Below are 25,367 nucleotides of genomic sequence, written 5' to 3'. Positions count from 1 at the left end.
CCCCGATTTTCGGGGCTTTTTTGTGCCTGTCTGTTTGCTGGTATTGTGCGCCAGGCAGCATACAACCCGCCTGGCCGCGGTCATAATCCCTGTTAATAATAATGTTATTCACAGGGACGGTACCATGAGTGAGATAGCATTGACGGTCAGCGTACTGGCGCTGGTGGCGGTGGTTGGGTTGTGGATCGGCAATGTCAAAATCCGCGGCGTTGGCTTTGGTATTGGCGGCGTGTTGTTTGGCGGCATTATCGTCGGTCACTTTGTCGATCAGGCGGGCGTCGCCCTCAGCAGCCCGATGCTGCATTTTATTCAGGAATTCGGCTTGATCCTGTTTGTCTACACCATCGGTATCCAGGTGGGACCGGGCTTTTTCGCCTCGCTGCGGGTCTCAGGCCTGCGGCTCAATCTGTTCGCTATCCTGATCGTGATTCTCGGCGGCCTGGTCACCGCGGTGCTGCATAAGCTGTTCAATATTCCTCTCCCGGTGGTGCTTGGCATCTTCTCCGGCGCGGTGACCAACACGCCGGCGCTGGGGGCCGGGCAGCAAATCCTGCGCGATCTCGGGATGCCGTTCGAGGTGGTCGATCAGATGGGGATGAGCTACGCGATGGCGTATCCGTTCGGCATCTGCGGCATTCTGCTGACCATGTGGCTGGTGCGCCTGTTCTTTCGCATCAATGTCGAGAAAGAGGCCCAGCAGTTTGAGGAGAGCAGCGGCAACGGCCATGCCCATTTGCACACCATCAACGTGCGTGTGGAGAACCCCAACCTCCACCAGATGGCGATTCAGGATGTGCCGATGCTCAACAGCGACAATATCGTCTGTTCGCGGCTGAAGCGCGGTGAGCTGCTGATGGTGCCTGCGCCGGGAACCCTTATCCAGGCCGGCGATCTGCTGCACCTGGTGGGGCGGCCGGAGGATCTGCACAATGCGCAACTGGTGATCGGCCAGGAGGTGGCCACCTCGCTGTCAACGCGCGGCACCGACCTGAAGGTGGAGCGGGTGGTGGTGACTAACGAGAAAGTGCTGGGGAAGAAAATACGCGATCTGCACGTCAAACAGCGCTATGACGTGGTGATCTCCCGGCTTAATCGTGCAGGCGTCGAACTGGTGGCCAGCAGCAGCGCCAGCCTGCAGTTTGGCGATATCCTCAACCTGGTCGGCCGTCCGGAGGCGATTGACGCCGTGGCCGCCGAGCTGGGTAACGCCCAGCAGAAGCTGCAGCAGGTTCAGATGCTGCCGGTATTTATCGGCATCGGCCTCGGGGTACTGCTGGGTTCTATCCCGTTGTTTATTCCCGGCTTCCCCGCCGCCCTGAAGCTGGGGCTGGCCGGGGGGCCGCTGATTATGGCGCTGATTCTCGGGCGCATCGGGAGCATCGGCAAGCTGTACTGGTTTATGCCGCCGAGCGCCAACCTGGCGCTGCGCGAGCTGGGGATCGTGCTGTTTCTGGCGGTGGTCGGGCTAAAATCGGGGGGCGACTTTGTGGCGACCCTGACCCAGGGCGATGGCCTGAGCTGGATCGCTTACGGCATTTTCATCACCGCCATCCCGCTGCTGACGGTAGGCATTCTCGCGCGCATGCTGGCGAACATGAACTATCTGACGCTGTGCGGCATGCTGGCCGGCTCGATGACCGACCCGCCGGCGCTGGCCTTCGCCAACAATCTGCACGCCACCAGCGGCGCGGCGGCGCTCTCTTACGCTACCGTCTATCCGCTGGTGATGTTTCTGCGGATTATCACCCCGCAGCTACTCGCCGTGCTGTTCTGGGGGCTGAGCTAGCGGGCTGTGCGTCTGGACGCGGCGCAGATGGTAGTCCACCTGATACTCGCTGGCGTTGCGGAACATGACCGAATAGTTAAGAAACTCGCCGCTGTCGCTGTAGGAAAGGGAGGTAATACGCAGCAGCGGCGTCTGCTCCGGGACGTTCATTGAGCGCGCCAGCTGCTTGTCCGCCAGCACCGGCGTCAGGGTCTCATAGTTCCCGCTGATGATGATCCCGCACTCCTTCTCAATATAATCAAATTTCGACCCTTCCAGATGACTCAGCGACAGGTTGCGGAACAGCTTCACCGGCATATAGCTATCCTCCAGCATCAGCGGCTTGCCGTCGACGAAGCGCACCCGTCGTGAGAAGTAGATCCGTTCATCAATTTTAATCCGCAGCAGGCTGGCGATGGCCGGCGGGGCAGGCATCACTTCGAAGGCCAGCACCTGGCTCACCACCTCTTTACCCTGCTTGCGCAGCACTTCCGCCAGGCCGGTGAGATTGCTGGTTTCATGATGGACGTCTTTGCGCGCCACGTAGGTCCCCGAGCCGTGACGACGGACCACCAGCCCCCAGTCCACCAGCAGGTCGATGGCTTTGCGGATGGTCATGCGCGCCACCCCGAACTCCTCGGCCAGTTTTTTCTCTCCCGGCAGCGGGCTGCCGATGGCGAAGTCGGCAGAATTCAGCCGTAGCCGCAGGCGGTCAGCAATGGATTTGTAGATCACCAGTAGTCCTCTTGTACAGGAAAGGGCGAGGTTATTTTCTTCATCTGTTAGCAAAAAATAGGTTTTAAGACAGACAGTTATTATCCATTCATTAGATCGATTACATCCTTTAGCTTATCGATGTCTAACTTTTGTTAGCGAAGTAGACAACTTTGGCCAAATTAAAACCATGAAAGCGATCACGAATCGCAACGGCGCGGCATGTTGTCGGACGGGCAAATTCCTATTCTCGAGTGAGGCCGGTAACTAAGAAAAAGAAGGCCATTCACCCTACGAGTTGTTATATGAGGATTTCCCAATGCTCAGTCAAATACAACGCTTTGGCGGCGCCATGTTTACCCCGGTTTTATTGTTTCCTTTCGCCGGGATCGTGGTCGGTATCGCCATTATGTTGCGCAACCCGATGTTCGTCGGCGAAGCGCTGACCGCACCCGACAGCCTGTTTGCACAGATCGTTCACATCATCGAAGAGGGCGGCTGGACCGTCTTTCGTAATATGCCGCTGATTTTCGCCGTCGGCCTGCCGATTGGCCTGGCGAAGCAGGCCCAGGGCCGGGCCTGTCTGGCGGTACTGGTGAGCTTTCTCACCTGGAACTACTTTATCAATGCCATGGGGATGACCTGGGGCCACTTCTTCGGCGTCGACTTTTCCGTTGAACCCACGGCCGGCAGCGGCCTGACGATGATTGCCGGGATTAAAACCCTCGACACCAGCATTATCGGGGCGATCGTCATCTCCGGCCTGGTGACGGCCCTGCATAATCGCTATTTCGATAAACCCCTGCCGGTGTTCCTCGGCATCTTCCAGGGCTCATCGTTTGTGGTCATTGTCGCCTTCCTCGCGATGATCCCCTGCGCCTGGCTGACGCTGCTCGGCTGGCCAAAAGTCCAGCTGGGTATTGAATCGCTACAGGCCTTCCTGCGCTCTGCCGGCGCGCTTGGGGTGTGGGTTTACATCTTCCTTGAGCGCATTCTGATCCCCACCGGCCTGCACCACTTCGTCTATGGCCCGTTCATCTTTGGCCCGGCGGTGGTGGAGGGGGGACTACAGGTCTACTGGGCAGAGCATCTGCAGGCGTTCAGTCAGAGTACGGAACCGCTGAAGACGCTGTTCCCGGAGGGCGGCTTTGCCCTGCACGGTAACTCGAAAGTGTTTGGTTCGGTGGGCATTGCGCTGGCGCTCTACTTCACCGCCGCGCCGGAAAATCGCGTCAAGGTTGCCGGCCTGCTGATCCCCGCCACGTTGACCGCGATGCTGGTCGGGATCACCGAGCCGCTGGAGTTCACCTTCCTGTTCATCTCGCCGCTGCTGTTCGCCGTCCACGCGGTGCTGGCGGCGTCCATGGCGACGGTAATGTACATCTGCGGGGTGGTGGGCAATTTCGGCGGCGGCCTGCTCGACCAGTTCTTGCCGCAAAACTGGATCCCAATGTTTCATCACCACGCCTCGATGATGTTCATTCAGATAGGTATTGGTCTCTGTTTCACCGCTCTCTACTTCGTGGTCTTCCGCACCCTGATCCTGCGTCTGAACCTGAAGACGCCGGGCCGGGAAGAGAGTGAAATCAAGCTCTACAGCAAGGCCGATTACCAGGCGGCACGAGGTAAAACCACGGCCGCCGCCGCGCCAGAGACCCGGCTGGGTCAGGCCGCTGGCTTCCTGCAGGCCCTCGGCGGCGCACGCAACATTGAAAGTATCAATAACTGCGCCACCCGACTGCGCATCGCGCTGGTCGATATGGCGAAAACGCAAAGTGACGACGTCTTTAAAGCGCTGGGCGCCCACGGGGTAGTACGCCGCGGCAACGGGATTCAGGTCATCGTCGGCCTGCACGTTCCCCAGGTGCGCGACCAGCTGGAAAACCTGATGAAAGATTCTCTTTCGACCGAACATACCAGCATGACGGAGGCAGTATCATGAAAAAATTCTCAGTTGTTATCGCAGGCGGCGGCAGCACCTTCACTCCAGGCATTGTCCTGATGCTGCTGGCAAACCAGGATCGTTTTCCGCTGCGGTCGCTGAAATTTTACGACAACGACGGTGCGCGCCAGGAGACCATCGCCGAGGCGTGCAAAGTGATCCTCAAAGAGCAGGCGCCGGAGATTGAATTCAGCTATACCACCGATCCGCAGGCGGCGTTTACCGATGTTGATTTCGTCATGGCGCATATCCGCGTCGGGAAATATCCGATGCGTGAACAGGATGAGAAAATCCCGCTGCGCCACGGCGTGCTGGGCCAGGAGACCTGCGGACCGGGCGGGATCGCCTACGGTATGCGATCTATCGGCGGCGTGCTGGAGCTGGTGGATTATATGGAAAAATATTCGCCGAACGCCTGGATGCTCAACTACTCCAACCCGGCGGCGATTGTGGCGGAAGCCACCCGCCGTCTGCGGCCAAACGCCAAAATCCTCAACATCTGCGATATGCCAATCGGTATCGAAGGGCGGATGGCGCAGATTGTTGGCCTCAAAGACCGTAAACAGATGCGCGTGCGCTACTACGGCCTTAACCACTTCGGCTGGTGGACTTCGATTGAGGATCTCGACGGCAACGATTTGATGCCAAAACTGCGCGAATATGTGGCGAAATACGGCTATGTGCCGCCTTCTAACGACCCGCACACCGAGGCCAGCTGGAACGACACTTTTGCCAAAGCGAAAGATGTGCAGGCGCTGGATCCGCAGACCATGCCGAATACCTATCTGAAATATTATCTGTTCCCGGACTACGTGGTGGCCCACTCCAACCCGGAACGCACCCGCGCCAATGAGGTGATGGATCATCGTGAGAAAAACGTCTTCAGCGCCTGCCGGGCGATTATTGCCGCCGGGAAATCCTCCGCTGGCGATTTGGAAATTGACGAGCACGCGTCGTATATCGTCGATCTGGCGACGGCCATCGCCTTTAACACCCAGGAAAGGATGCTGCTGATTGTGCCGAACAACGGCGCAATCCATAACTTTGACGCTGACGCGATGGTGGAAATTCCTTGCCTGGTGGGTCACAACGGGCCGGAGCCGCTGACGGTCGGCGACATCCCGCACTTCCAGAAAGGGATGATGAGCCAGCAGGTGGCGGTGGAAAAACTGGTGGTCGATGCCTGGGAACAGCGCTCTTACCACAAGCTGTGGCAGGCGATTACCCTGTCGAAAACCGTGCCGAGCGCCTCGGTGGCGAAAGCGATCCTCGACGACCTGATTGCGGCCAACAAAGATTACTGGCCGGAGCTGCATTAATCCCCGCCGTTGACCGGCGCCCTGCGGGGCGCCGGTTCTTCTCCCCGGTTCCTGATTTACGCTATGCTGAAGCTTGCTGCGCGATGAACAAGGAACCGTCATGAAAATCTCCCGCCTCGGCGAAGCGCCGGATTACCGCTTTTCGCTGGCTAACGAACGCACTTTTCTGGCGTGGATCCGCACGGCGCTGGGTTTTCTCGCCGCTGGCGTCGGTCTTGACCAGCTGGCGCCAGACTTTGCCACGCCGCTGATCCGTGAAATTCTCGCCCTGCTGCTGTGCCTGTTTGCCGGCGGCATGGCCATCTATGGCTATCTGCGCTGGCTGAATAACGAGAAGGCGATGCGCCTGAAGCAGGATCTCCCCTATACCCGGACGCTGCTGGTGATTAGCATCCTGCTGCTGGCGGTGGTGGTCGCGGTGATGCTGCTGGTGCTGTATGGCGGATAAACGCCGAGCGCGGCGGGAAAGCGACCCGGGGCTACAGCCAGAGCGTACCTCGCTGGCCTGGTTTCGCACCCTGTTGGGCTATGGCGCGCTGATGGCGCTGGCGATTAAGCACAGCTGGCACCGCGCCGGACTGCCTTTCTGGCTGTCGATCGGCGTGCTGGCGATAGTGGCGGTGATCCTCTGGGGCTATACCCGCCGTCGTCATCTGATGGACGTCGACGACAGCGATTTTTTACAGCCGCGGGCGGTTCGTGACAAATTTTTGATCGCACTCGCAGTACTTTCTCTGGCATTCCTGTTTGCTGTTACTCACCTTCAACAGATCGTTTTATTCATTAGGGATATGTCATGACAGGATGTCCGGCGAATTTGCCTCTTACTCATGCCCCCGGCCAGCACCATGACACTCCCTTTCAGGCTGTCGTTGTGGAGGCGCATCATTGCCATCAACCGCAGGCGTTCTATGCGCAGCTGCGTCAACAGGGACTCACGGCTATCCATTTTATTCCGCAGCTGGCGGCCGGCGACGCCGCGCTGTGGGGTGAGTTTCTCTGCGCAGTCTTTCACCGCTGGGTGCGGGAAGATATTGGACGTATCAATATTTTGCTGTTTAGCGAGACGCTGAGCGCCTGGTGCGGCGAGTTGATAACGCAGGCGGGGGCGCCGGCGGCCAACAGCGCCTGCTACGGCTGTCCGTGGCTACGCCTGTGCCGCTGCGGCGAACAGGAAGACCCGCTGTGTGCGGGTTACCGACAGTTTTACGATCTCAGCGGGCCCTATATGCGGGTGATGCGGGACCTGCGCCGACAGCAGCGGCCGCCAGAGGCGTTGATGCCGCTGCTGCGCTGAAGATTAGCGCCCCTTCGCCAGATACTGCGCCATCTCCTCTTCCGGCACCATTCCGCCGCCGGTGGCCCACACCAGGTGGGTCGCCTGCTGCAGCTGTTGCTCACTCAGCCCCTGCAGCTGATGGTACGCTTTGCTGGCGCAGACGCGCTGCGGCCCGGCCATTCCGGCCAGCGCGGAGGGTTCAAGGCGGATATTTTCCGCTGTCGCCAGCCAGCCCAGCATGTCATACATCGTCTGGTCATCAAGGGTATAGAACCCGTCGAGCAGGCGCTCCATTGCCCGGCCAACGAAGCCGGACGCCCGGCCGACCGCCAGACCGTCGGCGGCGGTCAGATTATCAATGCCTAAATCCTGCACCGCTATCTGGTCATGAAGCCCGGTATAGACGCCGAGCAGCATGCAGGGGGAGTGGGTCGGTTCGGCGAACAGGCAGTGAACGTGGTCGCCAAAGGCCAGCTTGAGGCCAAACGCCACGCCGCCAGGGCCGCCGCCGACGCCGCACGGCAGGTAGACGAACAGCGGATGGTCGGCATCGACCACCCGTCCGGCTTGGGCGAACTGCGCCTTCAGGCGCTCGCCGGCCACGGCATAGCCGAGGAACAGCGTGCGCGAATTTTCATCGTCGATGAAAAAGCAGTTCGGGTCGGATTCCGCCGCCTTGCGCCCCTGTTCGACCGCCACGCCGTAGTCCTCTTCATACTCCACCACCGTCACGCCGTGGCTGCGCAGTTTGGCTTTTTTCCACGCCCGGGCGTCTGCGGACATATGCACGGTAACTTTAAAGCCGATGCGGGCGCTCATGATGCCGATCGACATCCCGAGGTTGCCGGTGGAGCCGACGGCGATGCTGTACTGGCTGAAGAACTGTTTAAACTCCGGCGTCAGCAATTTGCGATAATCGTCTGCGGTAGTCAGCAGTCCGGCTTCCAGCGCCAGCTTTTCCGCATGGGTCAGCACTTCATAAATGCCGCCGCGCGCTTTGATCGAGCCGGAGATCGGCAGATGGCTGTCTTTTTTCAGCAGCAGTTCGCCGCCAATCGGCTGGCCGAATTTTTGCTCAAGGCGGTGCTTCATTGCCGGAATGGCGACTACTTCCGATTCGATAATCCCACCGCTGGCGGCCGTTTCCGGGAAGGCTTCCGCCAGATAGGGCGCGAAGCGCTGCAGGCGGGCATGGGCGCCCTGCACGTCGTCGGCGGTCAGGCCGACGTAAGGCAATCCCTCCGCCAGAGAGGTGGTGGCGGGGTTAAACCAGGTGGTTTCTTTCAGGGCGATCAGATCCTGCACAAGCGGGAAGGTCGCGGTTAAGGTGGTCAGGTCAGCGTGTTTCATCATACGTCTCTTTGCGCTCAGATAATGAAAGAAAGCAGGAAGGTGGCGGCCAGTGCAAGTAGCGACGCGATAAAAGTCGCCGTCGTGTAGTACTTGAAGGTTTCACTGAGGCTGGCGCCGCAGTACTGTTTTACCAGCCAGAACAGGGAATCGGTGACGATCGTGCAACCAATGGCGCCGGAACCGATGGCAATGGCGATGATCTCCGGGCTGACGCCGGGATAGAGCGGCAGCATCGGGGCAACGATGGCGGTAGCGCCCATCATCGCCACGGTGGCGGAGCCGACGGCGGCGTGCAGGATAAGCGCCACCAGCCAGGCCAGCAGAATCGGATGCATGTCGAGGTTCGATAGGATCACCGCCAGGCTATCGGCCAGGCCGCTGGATTTTAAAATCGCGTTGAATGCGCCGCCTGCGCCGATAATCAGCAGGATGTTGGCGATAGACCCAAAGCCGTTTTCCGTATGGGTCAGCAGGACGCCCATCCCCATCTGCCGACGAATGCCGAGCATGTAATAGGCGACAAAGACGGCGATAAACATCGCGGTGATGGGGTTGCCGATAAATTCCAGCACCGTATACAGCGTGCCGCCTTTCGCCATGTTCAGTTCGGCGACGGTTTTCACCAGCATCAGGCCAATCGGCAGCAGTACGGTAAACAGCGTGGCGCCGAGCGACGGCAGCGTCGACGCCTCGCGGACCTCAAGGTTGGCAAATACGGCCGGAACCGGTTTGTACGGCAGGCGGTTGCCTAACGCTCTGAGAAACAGCGGACCGCCAACCAGCGAGGCGATCAGACCGACCAGCAGGCCATAAACAATCACTGTGCCGATATCGGCGCCCAGTTTGTTAGCGACAAACAGGGCCGCCGGATGCGGGGGGACCACGCAGTGCACCGCCATCAGCGCGGTACACAGCGGAATAGCCAGCTTCAGCAGCGAGGTATGGGTTTTTTTGGCGATGGAGAAGGCCAGGGGGATCAGCAGGACCACGCCGACTTCGACAAACAGCGTGATGCCGCAGATCAGGCCGACCAGCACCATAATCACGTCCGCCGACAGCCAGCGGCAGCGCTGCAGCGCCAGGCCGATGCGCTCCGCCGCGCCGGAGACCTCCATCATCTTGCCGAGAATGGTGCCGAGACCGATTACCGCCGCCAGGAAGCCCAGCGTGCCGCCGATCCCGCTCTCGATGGCGTTGACCATCTCCAGCGGGCCCATTCCCATCATCGCGCCGACGAAAAAGCTCGCCAGCAGCAGCGCCAGAAATGGATGAAACTTCAGTTTGACGATCGTTAAGACGATTAACACGATGCTGATCAGCAGCGTGCTCACAACCCAGACTTGCGAACCCATATTCCACCTCGCCTGTGAATAATCTGGCCTTATTGAAGCGAGAATCGTCATGGGCTGACAAACGATAAAAATGGGCTTTAGGGTGAGGAGAATTGAATCAAATGGGTGATTTAGCTCAAAAACAGACCATTAAATATGCTATGGGTCAAATTAACTCACCCTTTTGCGGCAAAACCGGCGTGATTTTTTTATCATCAACAGCCACTGTATTTGCCAGGAGCGCGTGATGGATGTGCTAAAAACCTTAGGTACCCGGTTGCTGAACGGCTGGCAGCTCTCCAGGCTGTCGACCTTTGAGGTGGCGGCGCGGCACGAGTCGTTTGCCCTGGCCGCCGACGAGCTGGCGCTCACGCCTGGCGCCGTCAGCCACCGGATTAATCAACTTGAAGAGGAGCTGGGGATCCTGCTCTTTGTCCGCTCGCATCGCAAAGTTGAGCTGACGCGTGAAGGTAAGCGGGTCTACTGGGCGCTGAAGTCGTCGCTGGATGGTCTCAATCAGGAGATCCTCGATATCAAAAACCAGGAGCTCTCCGGCAGTCTGACGGTCTACTCGCGGCCCTCTATCGCCCAGTGCTGGCTGGTGCCGGCCCTGGGTGACTTTACCCGCCGTTACCCGGCCATCTCCCTCACCGTGCTGACCGGCAATGAAAACGTTAACCTGCAGCGGACGGGCATCGATCTGGCGATCTATTTTGATGATGCGCCGTCGTCGCAGCTGAGTCACCATTTTCTGATGGATGAGGCGATCGTGCCGGTATGTACGCCGAATTACGCGCAACAGCGGCAGTTAATGTCGAATCCGGGCAATCTGTGCCACTGTACGTTGCTCCACGACCGCCAGGCATGGAGTAACGATTCCGGCACCGACGAGTGGTATAGCTGGGCGCAGCAGTTTGCGGTGGAACTGCCGCCATCGTCGGGGATTGGTTTCGATCGTTCCGATTTAGCGACGATTGCGGCGATGAATCATGTCGGGGTGGCGATGGGGCGTAAGCGGCTGGTGCAGAAGCGGCTGGAGAGTGGGGAGTTGATCGCCCCGTTTGGCGATATGACGCTGAAATGCCACCAGCACTACTATGTAACCACCCTGCCGGGTCGCCAGTGGCCGAAAATCGACGCCTTTATCGAGTGGCTGCATAGTCTGACATAAGACAAAAGCAGCCACCGGGAGGTAGCCCGGATAAGGCGTCAGCCGCTATCCGGGGAGCGCCAAGCGGCGCTTAGACCGGCTGCTGATGGTGGGTAAAGCGCGAGGCCAGCGGCAGCCAGCACAGCAGAATCAACAGACCCATCAGCATCATCAGCAGACCGAGACTGCCCTGACCGTTTTGCGGCATCATCGCCGACAGCCAGGCCAGTACGCCGGAGCCGATATTCTGCAAGCCGCCAACCAGCGCCCCGGCGGTACCGGCGAGGAACGGGAATGGCTCCATCGCGCCGCTGGTGGCCAGCGGGAACAGCATGCCGGCGCCGAAGAAGAACAGCGCCGCCGGCACCAGCAGGGTCCAGACGGTCATGACGCCCAGCAGCCCCGGGATCCACATCATCAGACCCGCCAGCAGGCAGCAGATAACCGATTGCCACATCAGGGTCGGGAAACGCTTGTTCGGGCGGCCGGCAAACCAGGCGCCGAAGAAGGCCGCCGGGATCGGCAGAATAAACAGAATACTCACCGCCATGCTGCTCAGGCCGAGCACCGCGCCCATCAGTACGCCGGAACAGGCTTCGAATACCGCAATCCCCGCCAGGCCGCCGATCAGCATCAGCAGATAGCAGTTAAACGCGCCAGTGCCGAACAGCGTTTTGTAGCTGGCCAGAAGTTTGGTGCGCGGCGCGCCCTCCGGGCGCGTTTCCGGCATCCATTTCGCCATGCTGAAGGTCACCCCGGCGCACAGCACCAGCAGGAAAGCGTAACAGGCGCGCCAGCTCCACAGGGTGTCGAGGATGCCGCCGAGCAACGGGGCAATCAGCGGGCTGACCAGAATACCCATATTTAACAGGCTATTGGCATGACGCAGCTGGGCGCCTTCGTACAGATCGCGGGGCAGGGTGCGTGCCATCACGCCGCCGACGCCGGTGCCCATCCCTTGCATGGCGCTGGCGGCGATCAGCACCGGCAGGCTATGGGTGGTCATGGCGACCAGCGTCGCCAGCATAAAAATCGACATCCCGACGAGGATCACCGGGCGGCGACCGATGCGGTCGGAGAGCGGGCCGTAAAACAGCTGTGAAATACCGTAGGTCAGCAGGTAGGCCGCCATCACGCTTTGAACCGCCCCTTCGCGAACGTTCAGCGCGACCGCCATGTCGGCGATGGCCGGAATATATATGGTCTGCGCCATCTGGCCAACGGCCACCAGCAGTACCAGCATCAACAACAAATTGAAGTTTTTATGCCGTTTCATGTCGATGAATACTTTGTGAGTAAAGAGAAATGAAGAATATGTGACTGGCACATCCCGTAATCGATGGAGGAATCTACCATATAAAAATGACAGAACAACTGCAAAGTGCCGATTATTGAGGGAGTTCCAGGCAGATTATGTAAACAGGAACGGCAACTAATGTTGCCATTGCAGGCTAAGCGAGGCGCAGGAGGATCGCCCCGGCGGCAATCCCGCAGGCGGCGAAGATGCGCAGCGGCATCAGTTGCTCTTTCAGGACGATAAAAGCGATCAGCGCGCCGAACAAAATGGAGGTTTCACGCAGCGCGGCGACCACCGCCAGCGGCGCCTGGGTCATCGCCCACAGCGCCAGGCCGTAGGAGCCCATGGTGCCGATACCGCCGAGGATACCTTTTCGCCAGTGCAGGCGCAGATAGCGGCTGGCTTCAGCGCGGCGGGTCATCATTGCCCAGCTTAGCAGGCAGAAGCCGTTCATAAAAAAGGTCCACAGGGTGTAGCCCAGCGCCGAGCCCGCCAGTCGGACGCCGGTGCCGTCCACCAGCGTATAGCCGGCGATGAAGCAGGCGTTGATCAGCGCCAGCACGATGCCTTTGCGCGAGCTGGCGCGGCCGTTAAAGGCCATCGCCAGAATAGCCAGGCAGATGACGCCGATGCCCAGCCAGGCCAGCGGCGACAAACGATCGCCGAGAAACAGCACGCTTATCGCCGCCACCAGCAATGGGGCAGTTCCCCGCATCAGCGGATAGGTCTGGCTCATATCCGACACCTGATAGGTCTTCGCCACCAGCACCGTATACACCACCTGTAACGCGCACGACGCCAGCAGATAGGGGGCGCTGGCAAGCGTTGGCTGCGGGGAAAAGGGCAGCATCACCAGCGCGATCAGCGCGGCCGAGCCGCTGACGCCGATCGCCGCGTACATTTTATCGCCGCTGGCTTTGACAATAGCGTTCCAGCTGGCGTGCAGCAGGGCGGCGAACAGCAAAATGCAGAATACGGTGATGGTCATCGCAGACAGGTTCAACAGTGAAGGTCACCGGACTGTAACACGCGCCCGCGCTGCCAGCCAGCGGGGGCTACAGCGAACAAAACAGGCGATGCGTCACCCGCGGTTCATCGTACACCGGGCGAAAGCCAAGTCTTTCATAAAAGGGCCAGGCCTGCGCCGGGGCGTGGGTGTTCAGAAAATCAAACCAGGCGCTGGAGTGGGTGATAACCGAGACCAGCAGCTGCTGGCCGATCCCCCGGCGGCGGTAGCGCTCGCTGATGTAGAGATGGCGAATACGCCCGGCCCGCGGCTGCGGGCTGAAGGGATCGCTATTGATGCCGCATACCCCAACCAGCTGGTGGTTCACAAAGGCGCCCAGCAGCGTTTCGCCCGGTGCGGTAAAGCGGTTTTTGCCGCTCTGCCAGTTTTCCGCCAGGCGGCGCAGCATATTGAAATGCTGTTCAAGGCTTTCGGTGCGCAGCGCCGCGAACCCCGGGGCATCCGGCGTCGTGGCGGCAATTAACAGGGGTGGCATAGCTTCCTCCATCAAGTCATCCCGGGACGCCCGGCGGGCGCCTGCAGGGGGGCGGTTTCCCGCCCCCCTCAGGTGCGACTTGAACCTGAATCAGCGGAACTGTTTCAGGACTGCATCAAGTAGTTGCAACACAGCAACCATGAGTTTCAGGATTAAAATAATAATATCCATTCCGCCCATACGCGCGTCTCCTGTGGTTAAGGAGCACAATAAGCTGACGTACCTTTCCGCTGCCTGTTGCCAGCTTATCCCTGCCTGTCGCCGGCGGCGTCGCCCTGGCCAATGATTGCTCCTTCCGTGGACGGCTTCCCGGCCCGCCGCCAGCAACGACAGGGGTGCGCAGCGCTGAACCACGCGTTGCCGCGCGGACCAGTGACTGCACGTTGTTGACGTAACACAGTGTGCTCTCTCGGGGTTAAGGCACTGACGGCACCACCCGTTTCAGCCAGGACTTCGTTGCGCCGGTCAAACTTGCGGCCCCCGAATGGCACACCATGAACACACCCAGTATAGATAAATACTGTATGGATGAACAGTATTTTTTGGACAAATCCGCCGCTCTCGCCCATACTCTATGACAGAGAAAAAGCGACCTTAAATTGCGCGAACTGCAGCGATCGCGTATACTTTTGGCGTTGACGTAATACAGTGTGCTTGCGGCTACCACCTGTAACCATACTGATAAAAACCTCGCTCCGGCGGGGTTTTTTGTTTTCTGCCCTTTTGCGCCGAACTGTGATCTTTCGCGCAAATTTTCGTGGATGAAAATAAATCCATTGTGAAAACGTAAAACCTGTGTTTGTATAAATTCAGCTTATTTTTCGACACAACAGGTCCCTAATGAACGCAACCCTGATCGCTTCGACCCTACTAAAAACCGCGCCAGCCGCGGTGGTCGTCGTGTCTGTGGTGGTCGTCGTCGGCAATGCGCCGTAGGGTCCGGAACAACACGAATTCCAAACCCCGCCGGCGCAAACCGAGCGGGGTTTTTTGTTGGCGAGCCCCCCGGTAAAGTCGGCCCAGAAGAAAAGGACTGGAGCATGGCAAGTTCGGGCACCACATCAAACACAATGCGCTTTACCGGCGCGCAGCTGGTTGTTCATTTACTGGAACGCCAGGGTATCACTATGGTTAGCGGCATTCCGGGCGGCTCCATCCTGCCTATTTACGATGCCTTAAGCCAGAGCACGCAGATCCGCCACATCCTGGCGCGCCACGAGCAGGGCGCGGGCTTTATCGCCCAGGGGATGGCGCGTACCGAAGGCAAACCAGCGGTCTGTATGGCCTGCAGCGGCCCGGGGGCGACGAACCTGGTGACGGCGATCGCCGATGCCCGCCTGGATTCGATTCCACTGGTCTGCATCACCGGCCAGGTGCCGGCATCGATGATTGGCACCGACGCCTTCCAGGAAGTGGACACCTACGGCATCTCTATCCCCATCACCAAACATAACTATCTGGTGCGCGACATCGCTGAGCTGCCGCAGGTGATCAGCGACGCCTTCCGTATTGCTCAGTCCGGGCGTCCCGGGCCGGTGTGGATAGACATTCCTAAGGACGTACAGTCGGCGACCATTGAGCTGGAAACGTTGCCGGAACCGGGCGAGCGCGCCGCTCCGCCGGCATTCGCCCCCGAAAGCGTGCGCGAAGCGGCGGCGATGATCAATGCGGCGAAGCGTCCGGTGCTCTATCTGGGCGGCGGGGTGATTAACGCGCCGCAGGAGATCCGTGAGCTGGCGGAAAAAGCCAATCTGCCAACCACCATGACCCTGATGGCGCTGGGCATGCTGCCGAAGGCGCACCCGCTGTCGCTGGGGATGCTGGGGATGCACGGTGCGCGCAGCACCAACTTCATTCTGCAGGAAGCGGATTTACTGATTGTTTTAGGCGCGCGTTTTGATGACCGGGCGATTGGCAAGACCGAGCAGTTCTGCCCGAACGCGAAGATTATCCACGTCGATATCGACCGCGCCGAGCTGGGCAAAATCAAGCAACCGCACGTGGCGATTCAGGGCGATGTGGCGGAAGTCTTAGCCCAGCTGAACCCGCAGATTGAGGCGCAGCCGCGCGAGGAATGGCGCCAGCTGGTGGCCGACTTGCAGCGCGAATTCCCTTGCGCCATCCCGCAGGAAAGCGACCCGCTTTCCCATTACGGCCTGATTAACGCCGTGGCCGCCTGCGTGGATGATGAAGCGATCATCACTACCGACGTTGGCCAGCACCAGATGTGGACGGCGCAGGCCTACCCGCTCAACCGTCCGCGCCAGTGGCTGACCTCCGGCGGCCTCGGCACCATGGGCTTCGGCCTGCCGGCGGCGATCGGCGCGGCGCTGGCGAATCCGCAGCGCAAGGTTATCTGCTTCTCCGGCGACGGCAGCCTGATGATGAATATTCAGGAGATGGCTACCGCCGCTGAAAATCAACTGGATGTAAAAATTATTCTGCTGAACAACGAAGCGCTGGGGCTGGTGCATCAGCAGCAGAGCCTGTTTTATCAGCAGGGCGTTTTTGCCGCCACTTATCCGGGGATGATTAACTTTATGCAGATTGCCGCCGGTTTTGGCCTGCAAACCTGTGATTTAAATAACGAAGCCGATCCGCAGGCGGCGCTGCAGGCGATCATCGCTCGTCCGGGCCCGGCGCTGATTCACGTGCGCATCGACGCGCAGCAGAAAGTGTATCCGATGGTACCGCCGGGTGCGGCCAATACTGAAATGGTGGGGGAATAAGCCATGCAAAAACACTGTGATAACGTCATTCTGGAACTCACCGTCCGCAACCACCCCGGCGTCATGACCCACGTCTGCGGGCTTTTTGCCCGCCGTGCCTTTAACGTCGAAGGTATTCTTTGTCTACCGATTCAGGGCAGCGAACACAGCCGCATCTGGCTGCTGGTGAACGACGATCAGCGTCTCGGGCAGATGATTAGCCAGATTGAAAAGCTGGAAGATGTCACCAAAGTGGCGCGTAACCAGTCCGATCCCACCATGTTTAACAAAATTGCGGTGTTCTTCGAGTAAATCGCGCAAGGCTTGAACGGTAAGGTGCTTATGGTTAAGGTAAGCGCCTTTGCCGGATGGCGCTGCGCTTATCCGGCCTACGGACACAGCGCTTTGTCGCCTCAGGCACCAGGACCCTATCATGACCACCCTCGCCCTTATTGACGATCATTTGATTGTCCGCTCCGGCTTTGCTCAGCTGCTGGGGCTGGAAACTGATTTTCAGGTTGTCGCCGAATTTGGCAGCGGCCGCGAGGCGCTGGCGGGGTTGCCGGGGCGCGGCGTTCAGGTCTGTATCTGCGATATCTCAATGCCGGATATTTCCGGGCTGGCGCTGCTCAGCCAGCTGCCGAAGGGGATGGCGACCATCATGCTGTCGGTGCACGACAGCCCGGCGCTGGTCGAGCAGGCGCTTAACGCCGGCGCGCGGGGCTTTCTGTCGAAACGCTGCAGCCCGGACGAACTTATCGCCGCGGTGCGCACGGTGGCGGCGGGCGGCTGCTATCTCACACCGGATATCGCCATGAAGCTGGCCGCCGGGCGCCAGGATCCGCTCACCAAACGCGAACGCCAGGTGGCGGAAAAGCTGGCGCAGGGCATGGCGGTGAAAGAGATCGCCGCTGAGCTCGGACTGTCGCCGAAAACCGTCCACGTTCACCGCGCTAACCTGCTGGAAAAGCTGGGCGTCAACAATGACGTCGAGCTGGCGCGCCGTATGTTTGACAGCTGGCAATGAAGACCATACTCCCGCGCCTGCTGTCGGTGATCGGCTGCGCCTTTATCTTCGCCGCCGCCTGGTTTTGTCTGTGGAGCATCAGCCTGCATCTGGTGGAGCGCGCCGATCTGGCGGTGCTGCTGTTCCCCTTCGGCCTGCGTTTGGGGCTGATGCTGCAGTGCCCGCGCGGCTACTGGCCGGTGCTGCTGGGAACCGAGTGGCTGCTGATCTTCTGGCTGGCGCAGGAAGTAGCGCTGGCGCACCCGATAATATTGATGACCGGAAGCCTGCTGACCCTCCTGCCGGTGGCGCTGATCTCGCGATATCGCCAGCAGCGCGACTGGCTGACGCTTCTGCGTCAGGGTGGGGCGTTAATGGCCGCCGCGCTGCTGCAATCGCTGCCCTGGCTGGCGGAGGGAGACGAGGGTCTTAACGCCCTGCTGTTGACGCTCACCGGCGGCCTGACTCTGGCGCCGACCTGTCTGGTGTTCTGGCACTACCTCACCAGCACCGTCTGGCGGCCCCTGGGGCCGTCGCTGGTGGCGCAGCCGGTAAACTGGCGCGGGCGGCATCTGATCTGGTATCTGTTGTTATTCACCATTAGCCTGTGGCTGCAGCTTGGGCTGCCCGCCGAGCTCTCCCGCTTTACCCCGTTTTGCCTTGCGCTGCCGATTATCGCCCTCGCCTGGCACTACGGCTGGCAGGGCGCGCTGATCGCCACATTGATGAACGCTATCGCCCTGATTGCCAGCCAGACCTGGCACGATCACCCCGTCGATCTCCTGCTTTCGCTGCTGGCGCAGAGCCTCACCGGACTGCTGCTGGGGGCGGGGATCCAGCGATTGCGCGAGCTTAACCAGTCGCTACAGAACGAGCTGGCGCGTAATCGTCGTCTGGCGGATCGCCTGCTGGAGACTGAAGAGAGCGTGCGCCGCGACGTCGCGCGCGAGCTCCATGATGATATCGGCCAGACCATCACCGCAATACGCACCCAGGCGGGGATCGTCCAGCGGCTGGCGCCGGACAACGCCAGCGTTCGCCAGAGCGGCCAGCTGATTGAACACCTCTCGCTGGGGGTTTACGACTCGGTGCGTCGCCTGCTGGGCCGCCTGCGTCCGCGCCAGCTTGACGACCTGCCGCTGGAGCAGGCGGTACGTTCTCTGATGCGCGAGATGGAGCTGGAGGACCGCGGCATTGTCAGCCATCTCGACTGGCGGATTAACGAGGCGGGGCTGAGCGAAAACCAGCGCGTGACCCTGTTCCGCGTCTGCCAGGAGGGACTGAACAATATCGTCAAGCACGCCAGCGCCAGCGCCGTGACCCTGCAGGGCTGGCAGCAGGAGGAGCGTCTGATGCTGGTGCTGGAGGATGACGGCTGCGGCCTGCCGCCGGGATCCAGCGCGCAGGGATTCGGTCTGACCGGCATGCGTGAGCGCGTGACCGCCCTGGGGGGCACGCTGACGATCTCCTGCACCCACGGTACCCGGGTGTGCGTCAATCTACCGCTGCGTTACGCCTGAGAGGATCGCTAATGTTCGCCTTTTTAAAAGCCCCGCCTGACGCTGCGCCGATTAGCGATAAACGCGAGCTTGATGCGCGTTATCGCTACTGGCGCCGCCATATCCTGTTGACCATCTGGCTGGGCTACGCGCTGTTCTATTTCACCCGCAAAAGCTTTAACGCCGCGGTGCCTGACATTCTCGCCAGCAACGTGCTGACCCGCAGCGATATCGGTCTGCTGGCCACGCTGTTTTACATCACCTACGGACTGTCGAAATTTTTCTCCGGTATCGTCAGCGACCGCTCCGATGCCCGCTATTTTATGGGGTTGGGGCTTATCGCCACCGGGGTGGTGAATATTCTGTTCGGTTTTTCTTCCTCACTGTGGGCCTTCGCCCTGCTGTGGGCACTGAACGCCTTCTTTCAGGGGTGGGGCTCGCCGGTCTGCGCCCGGCTGCTGACGGCCTGGTATTCACGCACCGAACGCGGCGGCTGGTGGGCGCTGTGGAATACGGCGCATAACGTTGGCGGCGCGCTGATCCCGATGGTGGTGGGAGCGGCGGCGCTACATTACGGCTGGCGCGCGGGGATGACCATCGCCGGCGGCCTGGCGATCCTCGCCGGATTATATCTGTGCTGGCGGCTGCGCGATCGTCCGCAGGCGGTGGGGCTACCCGCCGTGGGCGACTGGCGTCACGATGCGCTGGAGATTGCCCAGCAGCAGGAGGGCGCCGGGCTGACGCGCAAAGAGATCCTCACCCGATACGTGCTGGCAAACCCCTATATCTGGCTGCTGTCGCTGTGCTATGTGCTGGTGTACGTGGTGCGGGCGGCGATTAACGACTGGGGCAATCTGTATATGTCGGAGACGCTTGGCGTCGATCTGGTGACCGCTAACTCGGCGGTGACCATGTTCGAGCTGGGCGGATTTATCGGCGCGCTGGTGGCGGGGTGGGGCTCGGATAAGCTGTTTAACGGCAATCGCGGACCGATGAACCTGATCTTCGCCGCCGGCATTTTGCTGTCGGTTGGCGGCCTGTGGCTGATGCCGTTCGCCAGCTACGTGATGCAGGCGGCCTGCTTCTTCACCACCGGTTTCTTTGTCTTCGGCCCGCAGATGCTGATCGGCATGGCGGCGGCGGAGTGTTCGCATAAAGAGGCCGCCGGGGCGGCTACCGGGTTTGTCGGCCTGTTCGCATATCTTGGCGCGTCGCTTTCCGGCTGGCCGCTGGCGCAGGTAATGGATATCTGGCACTGGACCGGATTCTTCGTGGCGATCGCGATTGCCGCCGGCATTTCCGCGCTGCTGCTGCTGCCGTTCTTAAACGCGCAGGCGCCGCGCGCCGCCAGTGAAGCGTGATGCATCTCACTCTTTCGCCGCGAATGGGGCAAAACTAAGAAATTTTCCCGGTTTCACCTGGACGCCGTCTCAGGCCAGACGGCGCGCTGATTTTTACAATGCCTGGCTATGACGCAGGCATAAAAAATCAGCTCAGGAGATACCCATGCTGGCCTTTCTGAATCAGGTTCGTAAGCCGACCCTGGATCTGCCGCTCGACGTGCGGCGCAAAATGTGGTTCAAACCTTTCATGCAGTCCTATCTGGTGGTCTTCATTGGCTACCTGACCATGTACCTGATCCGCAAGAACTTTAATATTGCGCAGAACGACATGATCTCCACCTACGGGTTGAGCATGACCCAGCTGGGGATGATTGGCCTGGGCTTCTCCATTACCTACGGCGTAGGGAAAACCCTGGTTTCCTACTATGCCGATGGCAAAAACACCAAGCAGTTCCTGCCGTTTATGCTGATCCTCTCCGCCATCTGCATGCTGGGCTTTAGCGCCAGTATGGGTGCGGGTTCCACCAGCCTGTTCCTGATGATCGCCTTCTATGCGCTAAGCGGCTTCTTCCAGAGTACCGGCGGCTCGTGCAGCTATTCCACCATCACCAAATGGACGCCACGACGTAAACGCGGCACCTTCCTCGGCTTCTGGAATATCTCTCACAACCTCGGCGGCGCCGGCGCGGCGGGCGTGGCGCTGTTTGGCGCCAACTATCTGTTCGACGGCCACGTGATCGGCATGTTTATCTTCCCGTCGATTATTGCGCTGATCGTCGGCTTTATTGGCCTGCGCTACGGTAGCGACTCGCCGGAATCCTACGGCCTCGGCACGGCGGAGGAGCTGTTTGGCGAAGCGATCAGCGAAGAGGATAAAGAGACCGAAGAAAACGCGATGACCAAGTGGCAGATCTTTGTTGAGTACGTGCTGAAAAACAAAGTGATCTGGCTGCTGTGCTTCTCCAACATCTTCCTCTACGTGGTGCGTATCGGTATCGATCAATGGTCCACCGTGTACGCCTTCCAGGAGCTGAAGCTGTCGAAAGAGGTGGCGATTCAGGGGTTTACCCTGTTTGAGGTCGGTGCCCTGGTCGGCACGCTGCTGTGGGGCTGGCTGTCGGACCTGGCCAACGGCCGCCGCGCGCTGGTGGCCTGCATCGCGCTGGCGCTGATTATCGCCACTCTCGGTGTTTATCAACATGCCAGCAATCAGTACGTCTATCTGGCTTCGCTGTTTGCGCTGGGCTTCCTGGTGTTTGGCCCGCAGCTGCTGATTGGCGTCGCCGCCGTTGGCTTCGTACCGAAAAAAGCGATCGGCGCCGCCGATGGGATCAAGGGCACTTTCGCCTATCTGATCGGCGATAGCTTCGCCAAGCTGGGCCTCGGGATGATCGCCGACGGCACCCCGGTCTTTGGCCTCACCGGCTGGGCCGGCACCTTTGCGGCGCTGGACGCCGCCGCCATCGGCTGTATCTGCCTGATGGCCATCGTGGCTATCTTCGAAGAGCGTAAAATTCGCCGCGAGAAAAAGAACCGTATTTTGCAGACTGCCTGATTCACCAGGTATTTGGTAACCTTGCCCGGCCATTGCGCCGGGCTTTTTTATTTCTTGCGTAATATGCCAGGTCCGACAGTCGACAGCAGGCAAATTCCCATTATGATAGTCAGGCTGCGATTGGATGAGAGGATGCATGATCTGGATAGGACTGGCCACCCTGGTAGTGGTATTTGTTGTGGGATTTCGGGTGCTTACCTCTGATTCACGCCGCGCGATCCGCCGCCTGAGCGAACGCCTGGGCATCACGCCCGTCCCGCTGGAATCGATGATCGATCAGCTGGGTAAAACCGCCGGCAATGAGTATTTGCGTTACCTTGAACGGCCGAATGAAGCGCATCTGCAGAACGCCGCCCAGGTGCTGCTGATCTGGCAGGTTGCAATTGTCGACGCTAGCGAAAAAAACCTGCATTACTGGTATCGCCTGATGCAAAAAGCGCGTTTAGCGGCGCCGATCACCGAGGCGCAGATCCGCCTGGCGCAAGGGTTTCTGCGCGAGCTGGATCCGGATATGAGCGATTTGCATAACCTTCAGCAGCGCTATAACGGCCTGTTTCTCCCGGAAGACGGCGTGCACTGGCTGCACTGATCTCATTGTTATTCGGCCTGGGGTTCATCGCTTTTTGTGCCGGATGGCGGCTGCGCCTTATCCGGCCTACGGTTTCCGCACTCGTCACTTGTAGGCCGGATAAGCGTAAGCGCCATCCGGCAGGATAACTACAGTAGGATTTTCAGGCCGTGTTTTTGTACGACGCTAAGCAATTTTAATGACATTCCGCTTGGTCGCTTAGCGCCAGTCTCCCATTTTTGCACGGTAGACACGCTGGTATTCAGATAACGAGCGAACACGGGTTGGCTAACATTGAGTTGTTCACGTAGCGCTTTAATTTCAATGGGTTGAAGTGCGGCTACGCTACAGAGACATGATTCGTCAAAATGGCGCATTGTTTCCTGTGGGATTGCGCCAACGCTGAATAGCCCCGACGCAGCGCTATGGATCGCTTCGAAAGCCGGGCTTTTGTATTTATTTTTTGCTGTCATCGCAAATCTCCACCAGTTCTTTACTTTTAACTAAGACCGTCGTTTTCTCTTCAGAGAGATTGGCATAGTGTTTTGCTAACTCACGAAAACCCATTAACTCGCGATGGTTGATATTGGCCATATCCTGTTTGGCATATAGAAAGGTATAAAACCAATACCCTGCGCTTTTGGTAAGGATGATTGCGCGATCGCGATTCTTGTTGAGTCGCTTTTTATAAACCCCTCCTCCTAAATCAACCACCTTGCCCTGAAGCGCAGATTGAATTGCCTGATAGAGCTCGTCGTCGGAAATGCCATGAGAGCTAGCCTCTCTGGCGAACCATTTGGTTTTGAAGATACGCATTGCTGACATCCTGTCGTTAAAAGTATAGCACATAGTGCTACATTAAATTCTTCTGAGATTTGTTAAAGCGATAGCAAGCATCGTTTTTTTAAACATGCTAGCAGCTACGCATCCTCTTATGAAAAGCGAGAAGAGTTGCGAAAACGTTAAATGCGTCACAAACAAAATGTTACACTGCGCAGCTTTCCGCCACTTTCTTCGCAGGTCACTCATGAGTCATTCAAATGAAGCCAAACCCCATGCACGCGAACTCGCGCGACCAAACTGGTCGGCGGTCTTCGCGGTTGCTTTCTGCGTCGCCTGCCTGATTACCGTCGAATTTCTACCGGTCAGTCTGCTGACGCCGATGGCGCTGGATTTAGGTATCTCCGAAGGGATGGCCGGGCAGTCGGTGACGACGACGGCATTCGTCGCGATGTTTTCCAGCCTGTTTATCACTTCCGTCATTGGCAAAACCGATCGCCGCTACGTGGTGATCCTCTTTTCGCTGCTGCTGACCCTTTCCTGCCTGTTGGTGTCCTTTGCCGATAGCTTCACCCTGCTGCTGCTGGGACGCGCCTGTCTGGGGCTGGCGCTCGGCGGTTTCTGGGCGATGTCAGCCTCGCTGACCATGCGGCTGGTGCCGATGCGCGTGGTGCCGAAAGCGTTGTCGATTATCTTCGGCGCGGTATCCATCGCGCTGGTGATCGCCGCCCCGTTGGGCAGTTTCCTTGGCGGGCTTATCGGCTGGCGCAACGTGTTTAACGGCGCGGCGGTGATGGGTGTACTGTGTACGCTCTGGGTGCTGAAAGCGCTGCCGTCGCTGCCTGATGAATCGGCGGCTCAGCAGCAAAATATGTTTGGCCTGCTGAAGCGGCCGGGGGTGATGGCCGGCATGTGCGCCATTTTCATGGCCTTTGCCGGACAGTTCGCCTTTTTTACCTATATTCGCCCGGTCTACATGACCCTCGCCGGGTTTGATGTCGATGGCCTGACGCTGGTGCTGCTGAGCTTTGGTATCGCCAGCTTCATCGGCACGTCGCTCTCCTCGGTGCTGCTCAAACGCTCGGTGAAAACGGCGCTGGCGATTGCGCCGCTGGTGTTGACCGCCTGCGCGGCGGCGCTGGTGCTGTGGGGAGAAAGCAAAATCGTCGCCTCGACGGTGGCAATTATCTGGGGCTTCGCGTTCGCCTTGATCCCGGTGGGGTGGTCAACGTGGATCACCCGTTCACTCTCCGATCAGGCGGAAAAAGCCGGGTCGATTCAGGTGGCGGTGATCCAGCTGGCCAACACCTGCGGCGCCGCGGTCGGCGGCATTGCGCTTGACCACTTAGGGCTGCTGTCGCCGCTGGTGTTGTCAGGGGTATTAATGCTGTTTACCGGCCTGTTGGTGGCGGCCAAAGTGAAGGTGAATTCACCCGCTTAAGGCCGTTCGCCTTTTGCCAGCCGGGCGTTGATGTCGGCAATCACTTCCGGCAGGTCCGCCAGGGTATCAACCACATAATGCGCCCCGGCGGCATACAGCTTGCCTGCCGCCCGCTCGCGACGGGTGGCGATTTCCTCTTTCGACATCGCCTGGTACGCCTCCCAGGTAGCGCCGAATTCGTTACCGGACACCGCCAGGCCGACGCTCCACATCCCGGCATGTAACCCTTCGCTGATGCCCGGCGCGGCGTCATCGACCTTCACGCAGTGGGCCACATCGTCTATGCCAAGGGCAATTACGTTCTGCAGCGCCATCCACGGCCCGGGACGCCCGCCGGCGGCAAGGTCATCGGTGGCGACCCAGTGGTCCGGGGCATAGCCCTGCGCGGCGGCGGCTGGAACCAGCTTTTCCATCACCGGACGCGGATAGCCCGAGCAGGAGCCGATCTTCAGTCCGTCGGCGCGCAGCGCGGCGAGGGTGTCGACCACGCCGGCGATCGGAGCGGAAAAATCGACAACCTTAGCGATTTGCAGCGGCATAAACGCGGCGTAGATCGCATCAATATCAGCAGCCGTCATTGGCCGACCAAATTTCGCCTGCCAGCGGCTATCGACCGACGGCAGTTTGCCCAGCGCCTCAATGTGCTGCCATTTGCCAAGCCCCATCGGCACGCGGGCCTCTTCAAGGGTGAGCTCAATATCGAAGGCCTGGCGGAAGGCCTCGACGAAAATTTGCGTCGGCGCGAAGGAGCCGAAGTCCACGGTGGTGCCGGCCCAGTCGAGGATGAGTGCGGTGATACGGTTCATGGCGGTTCC

At 59.5% G+C, this 25,367-nt stretch carries 28 protein-coding genes; 17 read left to right on the top strand and 11 right to left on the bottom strand.

Annotation, left to right across the window (positions count from 1 at the left end):
• Positions 1-124: 124 nt before the first annotated feature.
• Complete coding sequence (locus tag CE636_RS14845) at positions 125-1,786, top strand: putative transporter (RefSeq protein WP_017899666.1); 1,662 nt, start codon at positions 125-127, stop codon at positions 1,784-1,786.
• On the opposite strand, the gene CE636_RS14840 is transcribed toward CE636_RS14845, so the two are convergent.
• Positions 1,754-2,500, bottom strand: coding sequence for a GntR family transcriptional regulator (locus CE636_RS14840; RefSeq protein ID WP_004202269.1), 747 nt, complete (start codon positions 2,498-2,500; stop codon positions 1,754-1,756). The two genes, CE636_RS14845 and CE636_RS14840, sit on opposite strands and share 33 nt — an antisense overlap.
• Positions 2,501-2,798: 298 nt before the next feature.
• On the opposite strand from CE636_RS14840, the gene CE636_RS14835 reads away from it, so the two are divergent.
• The 5 genes from CE636_RS14835 to CE636_RS14815 all read left to right on the top strand — a co-directional run bounded on the left by CE636_RS14835 (position 2,799) and on the right by CE636_RS14815 (position 7,037).
• Positions 2,799-4,421, top strand: coding sequence for an alpha-glucoside-specific PTS transporter subunit IIBC (locus tag CE636_RS14835; RefSeq protein WP_017899667.1), 1,623 nt, complete (start codon positions 2,799-2,801; stop codon positions 4,419-4,421).
• Entirely contained in the window at positions 4,418-5,740 is a 1,323-nt protein-coding gene (locus CE636_RS14830; RefSeq protein ID WP_017899668.1) for a 6-phospho-alpha-glucosidase, read from the top strand. The genes CE636_RS14835 and CE636_RS14830 overlap by 4 nt, the downstream gene beginning before the upstream one ends.
• Before the next feature lie 100 nt (positions 5,741-5,840).
• A complete protein-coding gene (locus tag CE636_RS14825) occupies positions 5,841-6,188 on the top strand; it encodes a YidH family protein (RefSeq protein WP_004202264.1) in 348 nt (115 codons plus the stop codon).
• Positions 6,178-6,540 (top strand): DUF202 domain-containing protein, encoded by a 363-nt coding sequence (locus CE636_RS14820; protein WP_017899669.1) that lies wholly within the window; start codon positions 6,178-6,180, stop codon positions 6,538-6,540. The genes CE636_RS14825 and CE636_RS14820 overlap by 11 nt, the downstream gene beginning before the upstream one ends.
• A gap of 74 nt (positions 6,541-6,614) precedes the next feature.
• The gene (locus CE636_RS14815) at positions 6,615-7,037 is read left to right on the top strand and encodes a hypothetical protein (protein WP_025999188.1); all 423 of its coding nucleotides are present in this window, start codon (positions 6,615-6,617) and stop codon (positions 7,035-7,037) included.
• 3 nt (positions 7,038-7,040) lie between these two features.
• Here CE636_RS14815 and dsdA read toward each other — a convergent pair whose 3' ends face one another.
• Positions 7,041-8,369 carry a D-serine ammonia-lyase gene (gene dsdA / locus CE636_RS14810; protein ID WP_017899671.1) on the bottom strand — a complete coding sequence of 443 codons (1,329 nt, stop codon included), beginning with the start codon at positions 8,367-8,369 and terminating at the stop codon, positions 7,041-7,043.
• Positions 8,370-8,386: 17 nt separating this feature from the next.
• Entirely contained in the window at positions 8,387-9,724 is a 1,338-nt protein-coding gene (gene dsdX, locus CE636_RS14805; RefSeq protein ID WP_017899672.1) for a D-serine transporter DsdX, read from the bottom strand.
• 101 nt (positions 9,725-9,825) lie between these two features.
• On the opposite strand from dsdX, the gene CE636_RS29410 reads away from it, so the two are divergent.
• Together CE636_RS29410 and dsdC are read left to right on the top strand one after the other, a co-directional pair.
• Entirely contained in the window at positions 9,826-9,951 is a 126-nt protein-coding gene (locus CE636_RS29410; protein ID WP_369707484.1) for a hypothetical protein, read from the top strand.
• Positions 9,951-10,874 (top strand): DNA-binding transcriptional regulator DsdC, encoded by a 924-nt coding sequence (gene dsdC, locus CE636_RS14800; protein ID WP_017899673.1) that lies wholly within the window; start codon positions 9,951-9,953, stop codon positions 10,872-10,874. Before CE636_RS29410 ends, dsdC begins: the two co-directional genes overlap by 1 nt.
• 70 nt (positions 10,875-10,944) lie before the next feature.
• Here dsdC and emrD read toward each other — a convergent pair whose 3' ends face one another.
• From emrD to CE636_RS28755, 5 genes are all read right to left on the bottom strand, one after another.
• The gene (gene emrD / locus CE636_RS14795) at positions 10,945-12,129 is read right to left on the bottom strand and encodes a multidrug efflux MFS transporter EmrD (RefSeq protein ID WP_004202254.1); all 1,185 of its coding nucleotides are present in this window, start codon (positions 12,127-12,129) and stop codon (positions 10,945-10,947) included.
• 175 nt (positions 12,130-12,304) lie between these two features.
• A complete protein-coding gene (locus tag CE636_RS14790) occupies positions 12,305-13,138 on the bottom strand; it encodes a DMT family transporter (protein WP_004202252.1) in 834 nt (277 codons plus the stop codon).
• 67 nt (positions 13,139-13,205) lie between these two features.
• Entirely contained in the window at positions 13,206-13,652 is a 447-nt protein-coding gene (locus CE636_RS14785) for a GNAT family N-acetyltransferase (protein ID WP_004202251.1), read from the bottom strand.
• Between the two features lie 90 nt (positions 13,653-13,742).
• Positions 13,743-13,862 (bottom strand): type I toxin-antitoxin system toxin TisB, encoded by a 120-nt coding sequence (gene tisB, locus CE636_RS14780; protein ID WP_004145059.1) that lies wholly within the window; start codon positions 13,860-13,862, stop codon positions 13,743-13,745.
• A gap of 450 nt (positions 13,863-14,312) precedes the next feature.
• Positions 14,313-14,480: a hypothetical protein gene (locus tag CE636_RS28755; protein WP_072096580.1), complete on the bottom strand. Its 168-nt coding sequence runs from the start codon at positions 14,478-14,480 to the stop codon at positions 14,313-14,315.
• Between the two features lie 12 nt (positions 14,481-14,492).
• On the opposite strand from CE636_RS28755, the gene ivbL reads away from it, so the two are divergent.
• The 8 genes from ivbL (at position 14,493) to CE636_RS14740 (ending at position 22,352) form a co-directional block, all read left to right on the top strand.
• A complete protein-coding gene (gene ivbL / locus CE636_RS14775; protein ID WP_002923286.1) occupies positions 14,493-14,588 on the top strand; it encodes an ilvB operon leader peptide IvbL in 96 nt (31 codons plus the stop codon).
• Positions 14,589-14,692: 104 nt separating this feature from the next.
• Positions 14,693-16,381: an acetolactate synthase large subunit gene (gene ilvB, locus CE636_RS14770; RefSeq protein ID WP_017899674.1), complete on the top strand. Its 1,689-nt coding sequence runs from the start codon at positions 14,693-14,695 to the stop codon at positions 16,379-16,381.
• Positions 16,382-16,384: 3 nt separating this feature from the next.
• On the top strand, positions 16,385-16,672 hold the full coding sequence (gene ilvN / locus CE636_RS14765) for an acetolactate synthase small subunit (RefSeq protein ID WP_017899675.1): 288 nt from the start codon (positions 16,385-16,387) through the stop codon (positions 16,670-16,672).
• A gap of 121 nt (positions 16,673-16,793) precedes the next feature.
• Entirely contained in the window at positions 16,794-17,387 is a 594-nt protein-coding gene (uhpA, locus tag CE636_RS14760; RefSeq protein ID WP_017899676.1) for a transcriptional regulator UhpA, read from the top strand.
• Between the two features lie 17 nt (positions 17,388-17,404).
• On the top strand, positions 17,405-18,886 hold the full coding sequence (uhpB, locus tag CE636_RS14755) for a signal transduction histidine-protein kinase/phosphatase UhpB (RefSeq protein ID WP_025999189.1): 1,482 nt from the start codon (positions 17,405-17,407) through the stop codon (positions 18,884-18,886).
• 11 nt (positions 18,887-18,897) lie between these two features.
• Positions 18,898-20,226 carry an MFS transporter gene (locus CE636_RS14750; protein WP_017899678.1) on the top strand — a complete coding sequence of 443 codons (1,329 nt, stop codon included), beginning with the start codon at positions 18,898-18,900 and terminating at the stop codon, positions 20,224-20,226.
• A gap of 145 nt (positions 20,227-20,371) precedes the next feature.
• A complete protein-coding gene (gene uhpT, locus CE636_RS14745) occupies positions 20,372-21,763 on the top strand; it encodes a hexose-6-phosphate:phosphate antiporter (protein WP_004202242.1) in 1,392 nt (463 codons plus the stop codon).
• 136 nt (positions 21,764-21,899) lie between these two features.
• Positions 21,900-22,352 carry a DUF1198 family protein gene (locus tag CE636_RS14740; protein WP_017899679.1) on the top strand — a complete coding sequence of 151 codons (453 nt, stop codon included), beginning with the start codon at positions 21,900-21,902 and terminating at the stop codon, positions 22,350-22,352.
• 128 nt (positions 22,353-22,480) lie between these two features.
• Here CE636_RS14740 and CE636_RS14735 read toward each other — a convergent pair whose 3' ends face one another.
• Both CE636_RS14735 and CE636_RS14730 read right to left on the bottom strand, forming a co-directional pair.
• Complete coding sequence (locus CE636_RS14735) at positions 22,481-22,804, bottom strand: helix-turn-helix domain-containing protein (protein WP_017899680.1); 324 nt, start codon at positions 22,802-22,804, stop codon at positions 22,481-22,483.
• The gene (locus tag CE636_RS14730; protein ID WP_004173863.1) at positions 22,788-23,147 is read right to left on the bottom strand and encodes a type II toxin-antitoxin system RelE/ParE family toxin; all 360 of its coding nucleotides are present in this window, start codon (positions 23,145-23,147) and stop codon (positions 22,788-22,790) included. The genes CE636_RS14735 and CE636_RS14730 overlap by 17 nt, the downstream gene beginning before the upstream one ends.
• Before the next feature lie 211 nt (positions 23,148-23,358).
• On the opposite strand from CE636_RS14730, the gene nepI reads away from it, so the two are divergent.
• The gene (gene nepI, locus CE636_RS14725; RefSeq protein ID WP_094354859.1) at positions 23,359-24,552 is read left to right on the top strand and encodes a purine ribonucleoside efflux pump NepI; all 1,194 of its coding nucleotides are present in this window, start codon (positions 23,359-23,361) and stop codon (positions 24,550-24,552) included.
• Here the strand turns inward: nepI and phnX are convergent.
• Positions 24,549-25,358, bottom strand: coding sequence for a phosphonoacetaldehyde hydrolase (gene phnX, locus CE636_RS14720; RefSeq protein ID WP_004202238.1), 810 nt, complete (start codon positions 25,356-25,358; stop codon positions 24,549-24,551). The genes nepI and phnX overlap by 4 nt on opposite strands.
• Positions 25,359-25,367: the final 9 nt, after the last annotated feature.

Source organism: Klebsiella sp. LY, from assembly GCF_004010915.1.
Classification (GTDB): Bacteria; Pseudomonadota; Gammaproteobacteria; order Enterobacterales; family Enterobacteriaceae; genus Klebsiella; species Klebsiella quasipneumoniae.
The sequence above is the reverse complement of the archived record's forward strand: the minus strand, read 5'-3'. Positions and strand labels throughout refer to the sequence as shown.

Excerpts from the sequence above, each read along its gene's own strand:
- CE636_RS14825 (WP_004202264.1), top strand. The coding sequence starts at position 5,841 with ATGAAAATCTCCCGCCTCGGCGAAGCGCCGGATTACCGCTTTTCGCTG.
- nepI (WP_094354859.1), top strand. The coding sequence starts at position 23,359 with ATGAGTCATTCAAATGAAGCCAAACCCCATGCACGCGAACTCGCGCGA.
- phnX (WP_004202238.1), bottom strand. The coding sequence starts at position 25,358 with ATGAACCGTATCACCGCACTCATCCTCGACTGGGCCGGCACCACCGTG.
- uhpA (WP_017899676.1), top strand. The coding sequence starts at position 16,794 with ATGACCACCCTCGCCCTTATTGACGATCATTTGATTGTCCGCTCCGGC.
- emrD (WP_004202254.1), bottom strand. The coding sequence starts at position 12,129 with ATGAAACGGCATAAAAACTTCAATTTGTTGTTGATGCTGGTACTGCTG.
- CE636_RS14830 (WP_017899668.1), top strand. The coding sequence starts at position 4,418 with ATGAAAAAATTCTCAGTTGTTATCGCAGGCGGCGGCAGCACCTTCACT.
- uhpT (WP_004202242.1), top strand. The coding sequence starts at position 20,372 with ATGCTGGCCTTTCTGAATCAGGTTCGTAAGCCGACCCTGGATCTGCCG.
- CE636_RS14735 (WP_017899680.1), bottom strand. The coding sequence starts at position 22,804 with ATGACAGCAAAAAATAAATACAAAAGCCCGGCTTTCGAAGCGATCCAT.
- dsdA (WP_017899671.1), bottom strand. The coding sequence starts at position 8,369 with ATGAAACACGCTGACCTGACCACCTTAACCGCGACCTTCCCGCTTGTG.
- ilvB (WP_017899674.1), top strand. The coding sequence starts at position 14,693 with ATGGCAAGTTCGGGCACCACATCAAACACAATGCGCTTTACCGGCGCG.
- dsdC (WP_017899673.1), top strand. The coding sequence starts at position 9,951 with ATGGATGTGCTAAAAACCTTAGGTACCCGGTTGCTGAACGGCTGGCAG.
- ilvN (WP_017899675.1), top strand. The coding sequence starts at position 16,385 with ATGCAAAAACACTGTGATAACGTCATTCTGGAACTCACCGTCCGCAAC.
- CE636_RS14820 (WP_017899669.1), top strand. The coding sequence starts at position 6,178 with ATGGCGGATAAACGCCGAGCGCGGCGGGAAAGCGACCCGGGGCTACAG.
- ivbL (WP_002923286.1), top strand. The coding sequence starts at position 14,493 with ATGAACGCAACCCTGATCGCTTCGACCCTACTAAAAACCGCGCCAGCC.
- CE636_RS14845 (WP_017899666.1), top strand. The coding sequence starts at position 125 with ATGAGTGAGATAGCATTGACGGTCAGCGTACTGGCGCTGGTGGCGGTG.
- CE636_RS14790 (WP_004202252.1), bottom strand. The coding sequence starts at position 13,138 with ATGACCATCACCGTATTCTGCATTTTGCTGTTCGCCGCCCTGCTGCAC.
- CE636_RS14835 (WP_017899667.1), top strand. The coding sequence starts at position 2,799 with ATGCTCAGTCAAATACAACGCTTTGGCGGCGCCATGTTTACCCCGGTT.
- CE636_RS14785 (WP_004202251.1), bottom strand. The coding sequence starts at position 13,652 with ATGCCACCCCTGTTAATTGCCGCCACGACGCCGGATGCCCCGGGGTTC.
- CE636_RS14750 (WP_017899678.1), top strand. The coding sequence starts at position 18,898 with ATGTTCGCCTTTTTAAAAGCCCCGCCTGACGCTGCGCCGATTAGCGAT.
- dsdX (WP_017899672.1), bottom strand. The coding sequence starts at position 9,724 with ATGGGTTCGCAAGTCTGGGTTGTGAGCACGCTGCTGATCAGCATCGTG.
- CE636_RS14740 (WP_017899679.1), top strand. The coding sequence starts at position 21,900 with ATGATCTGGATAGGACTGGCCACCCTGGTAGTGGTATTTGTTGTGGGA.
- CE636_RS14730 (WP_004173863.1), bottom strand. The coding sequence starts at position 23,147 with ATGCGTATCTTCAAAACCAAATGGTTCGCCAGAGAGGCTAGCTCTCAT.
- CE636_RS29410 (WP_369707484.1), top strand. The coding sequence starts at position 9,826 with ATGGGTGATTTAGCTCAAAAACAGACCATTAAATATGCTATGGGTCAA.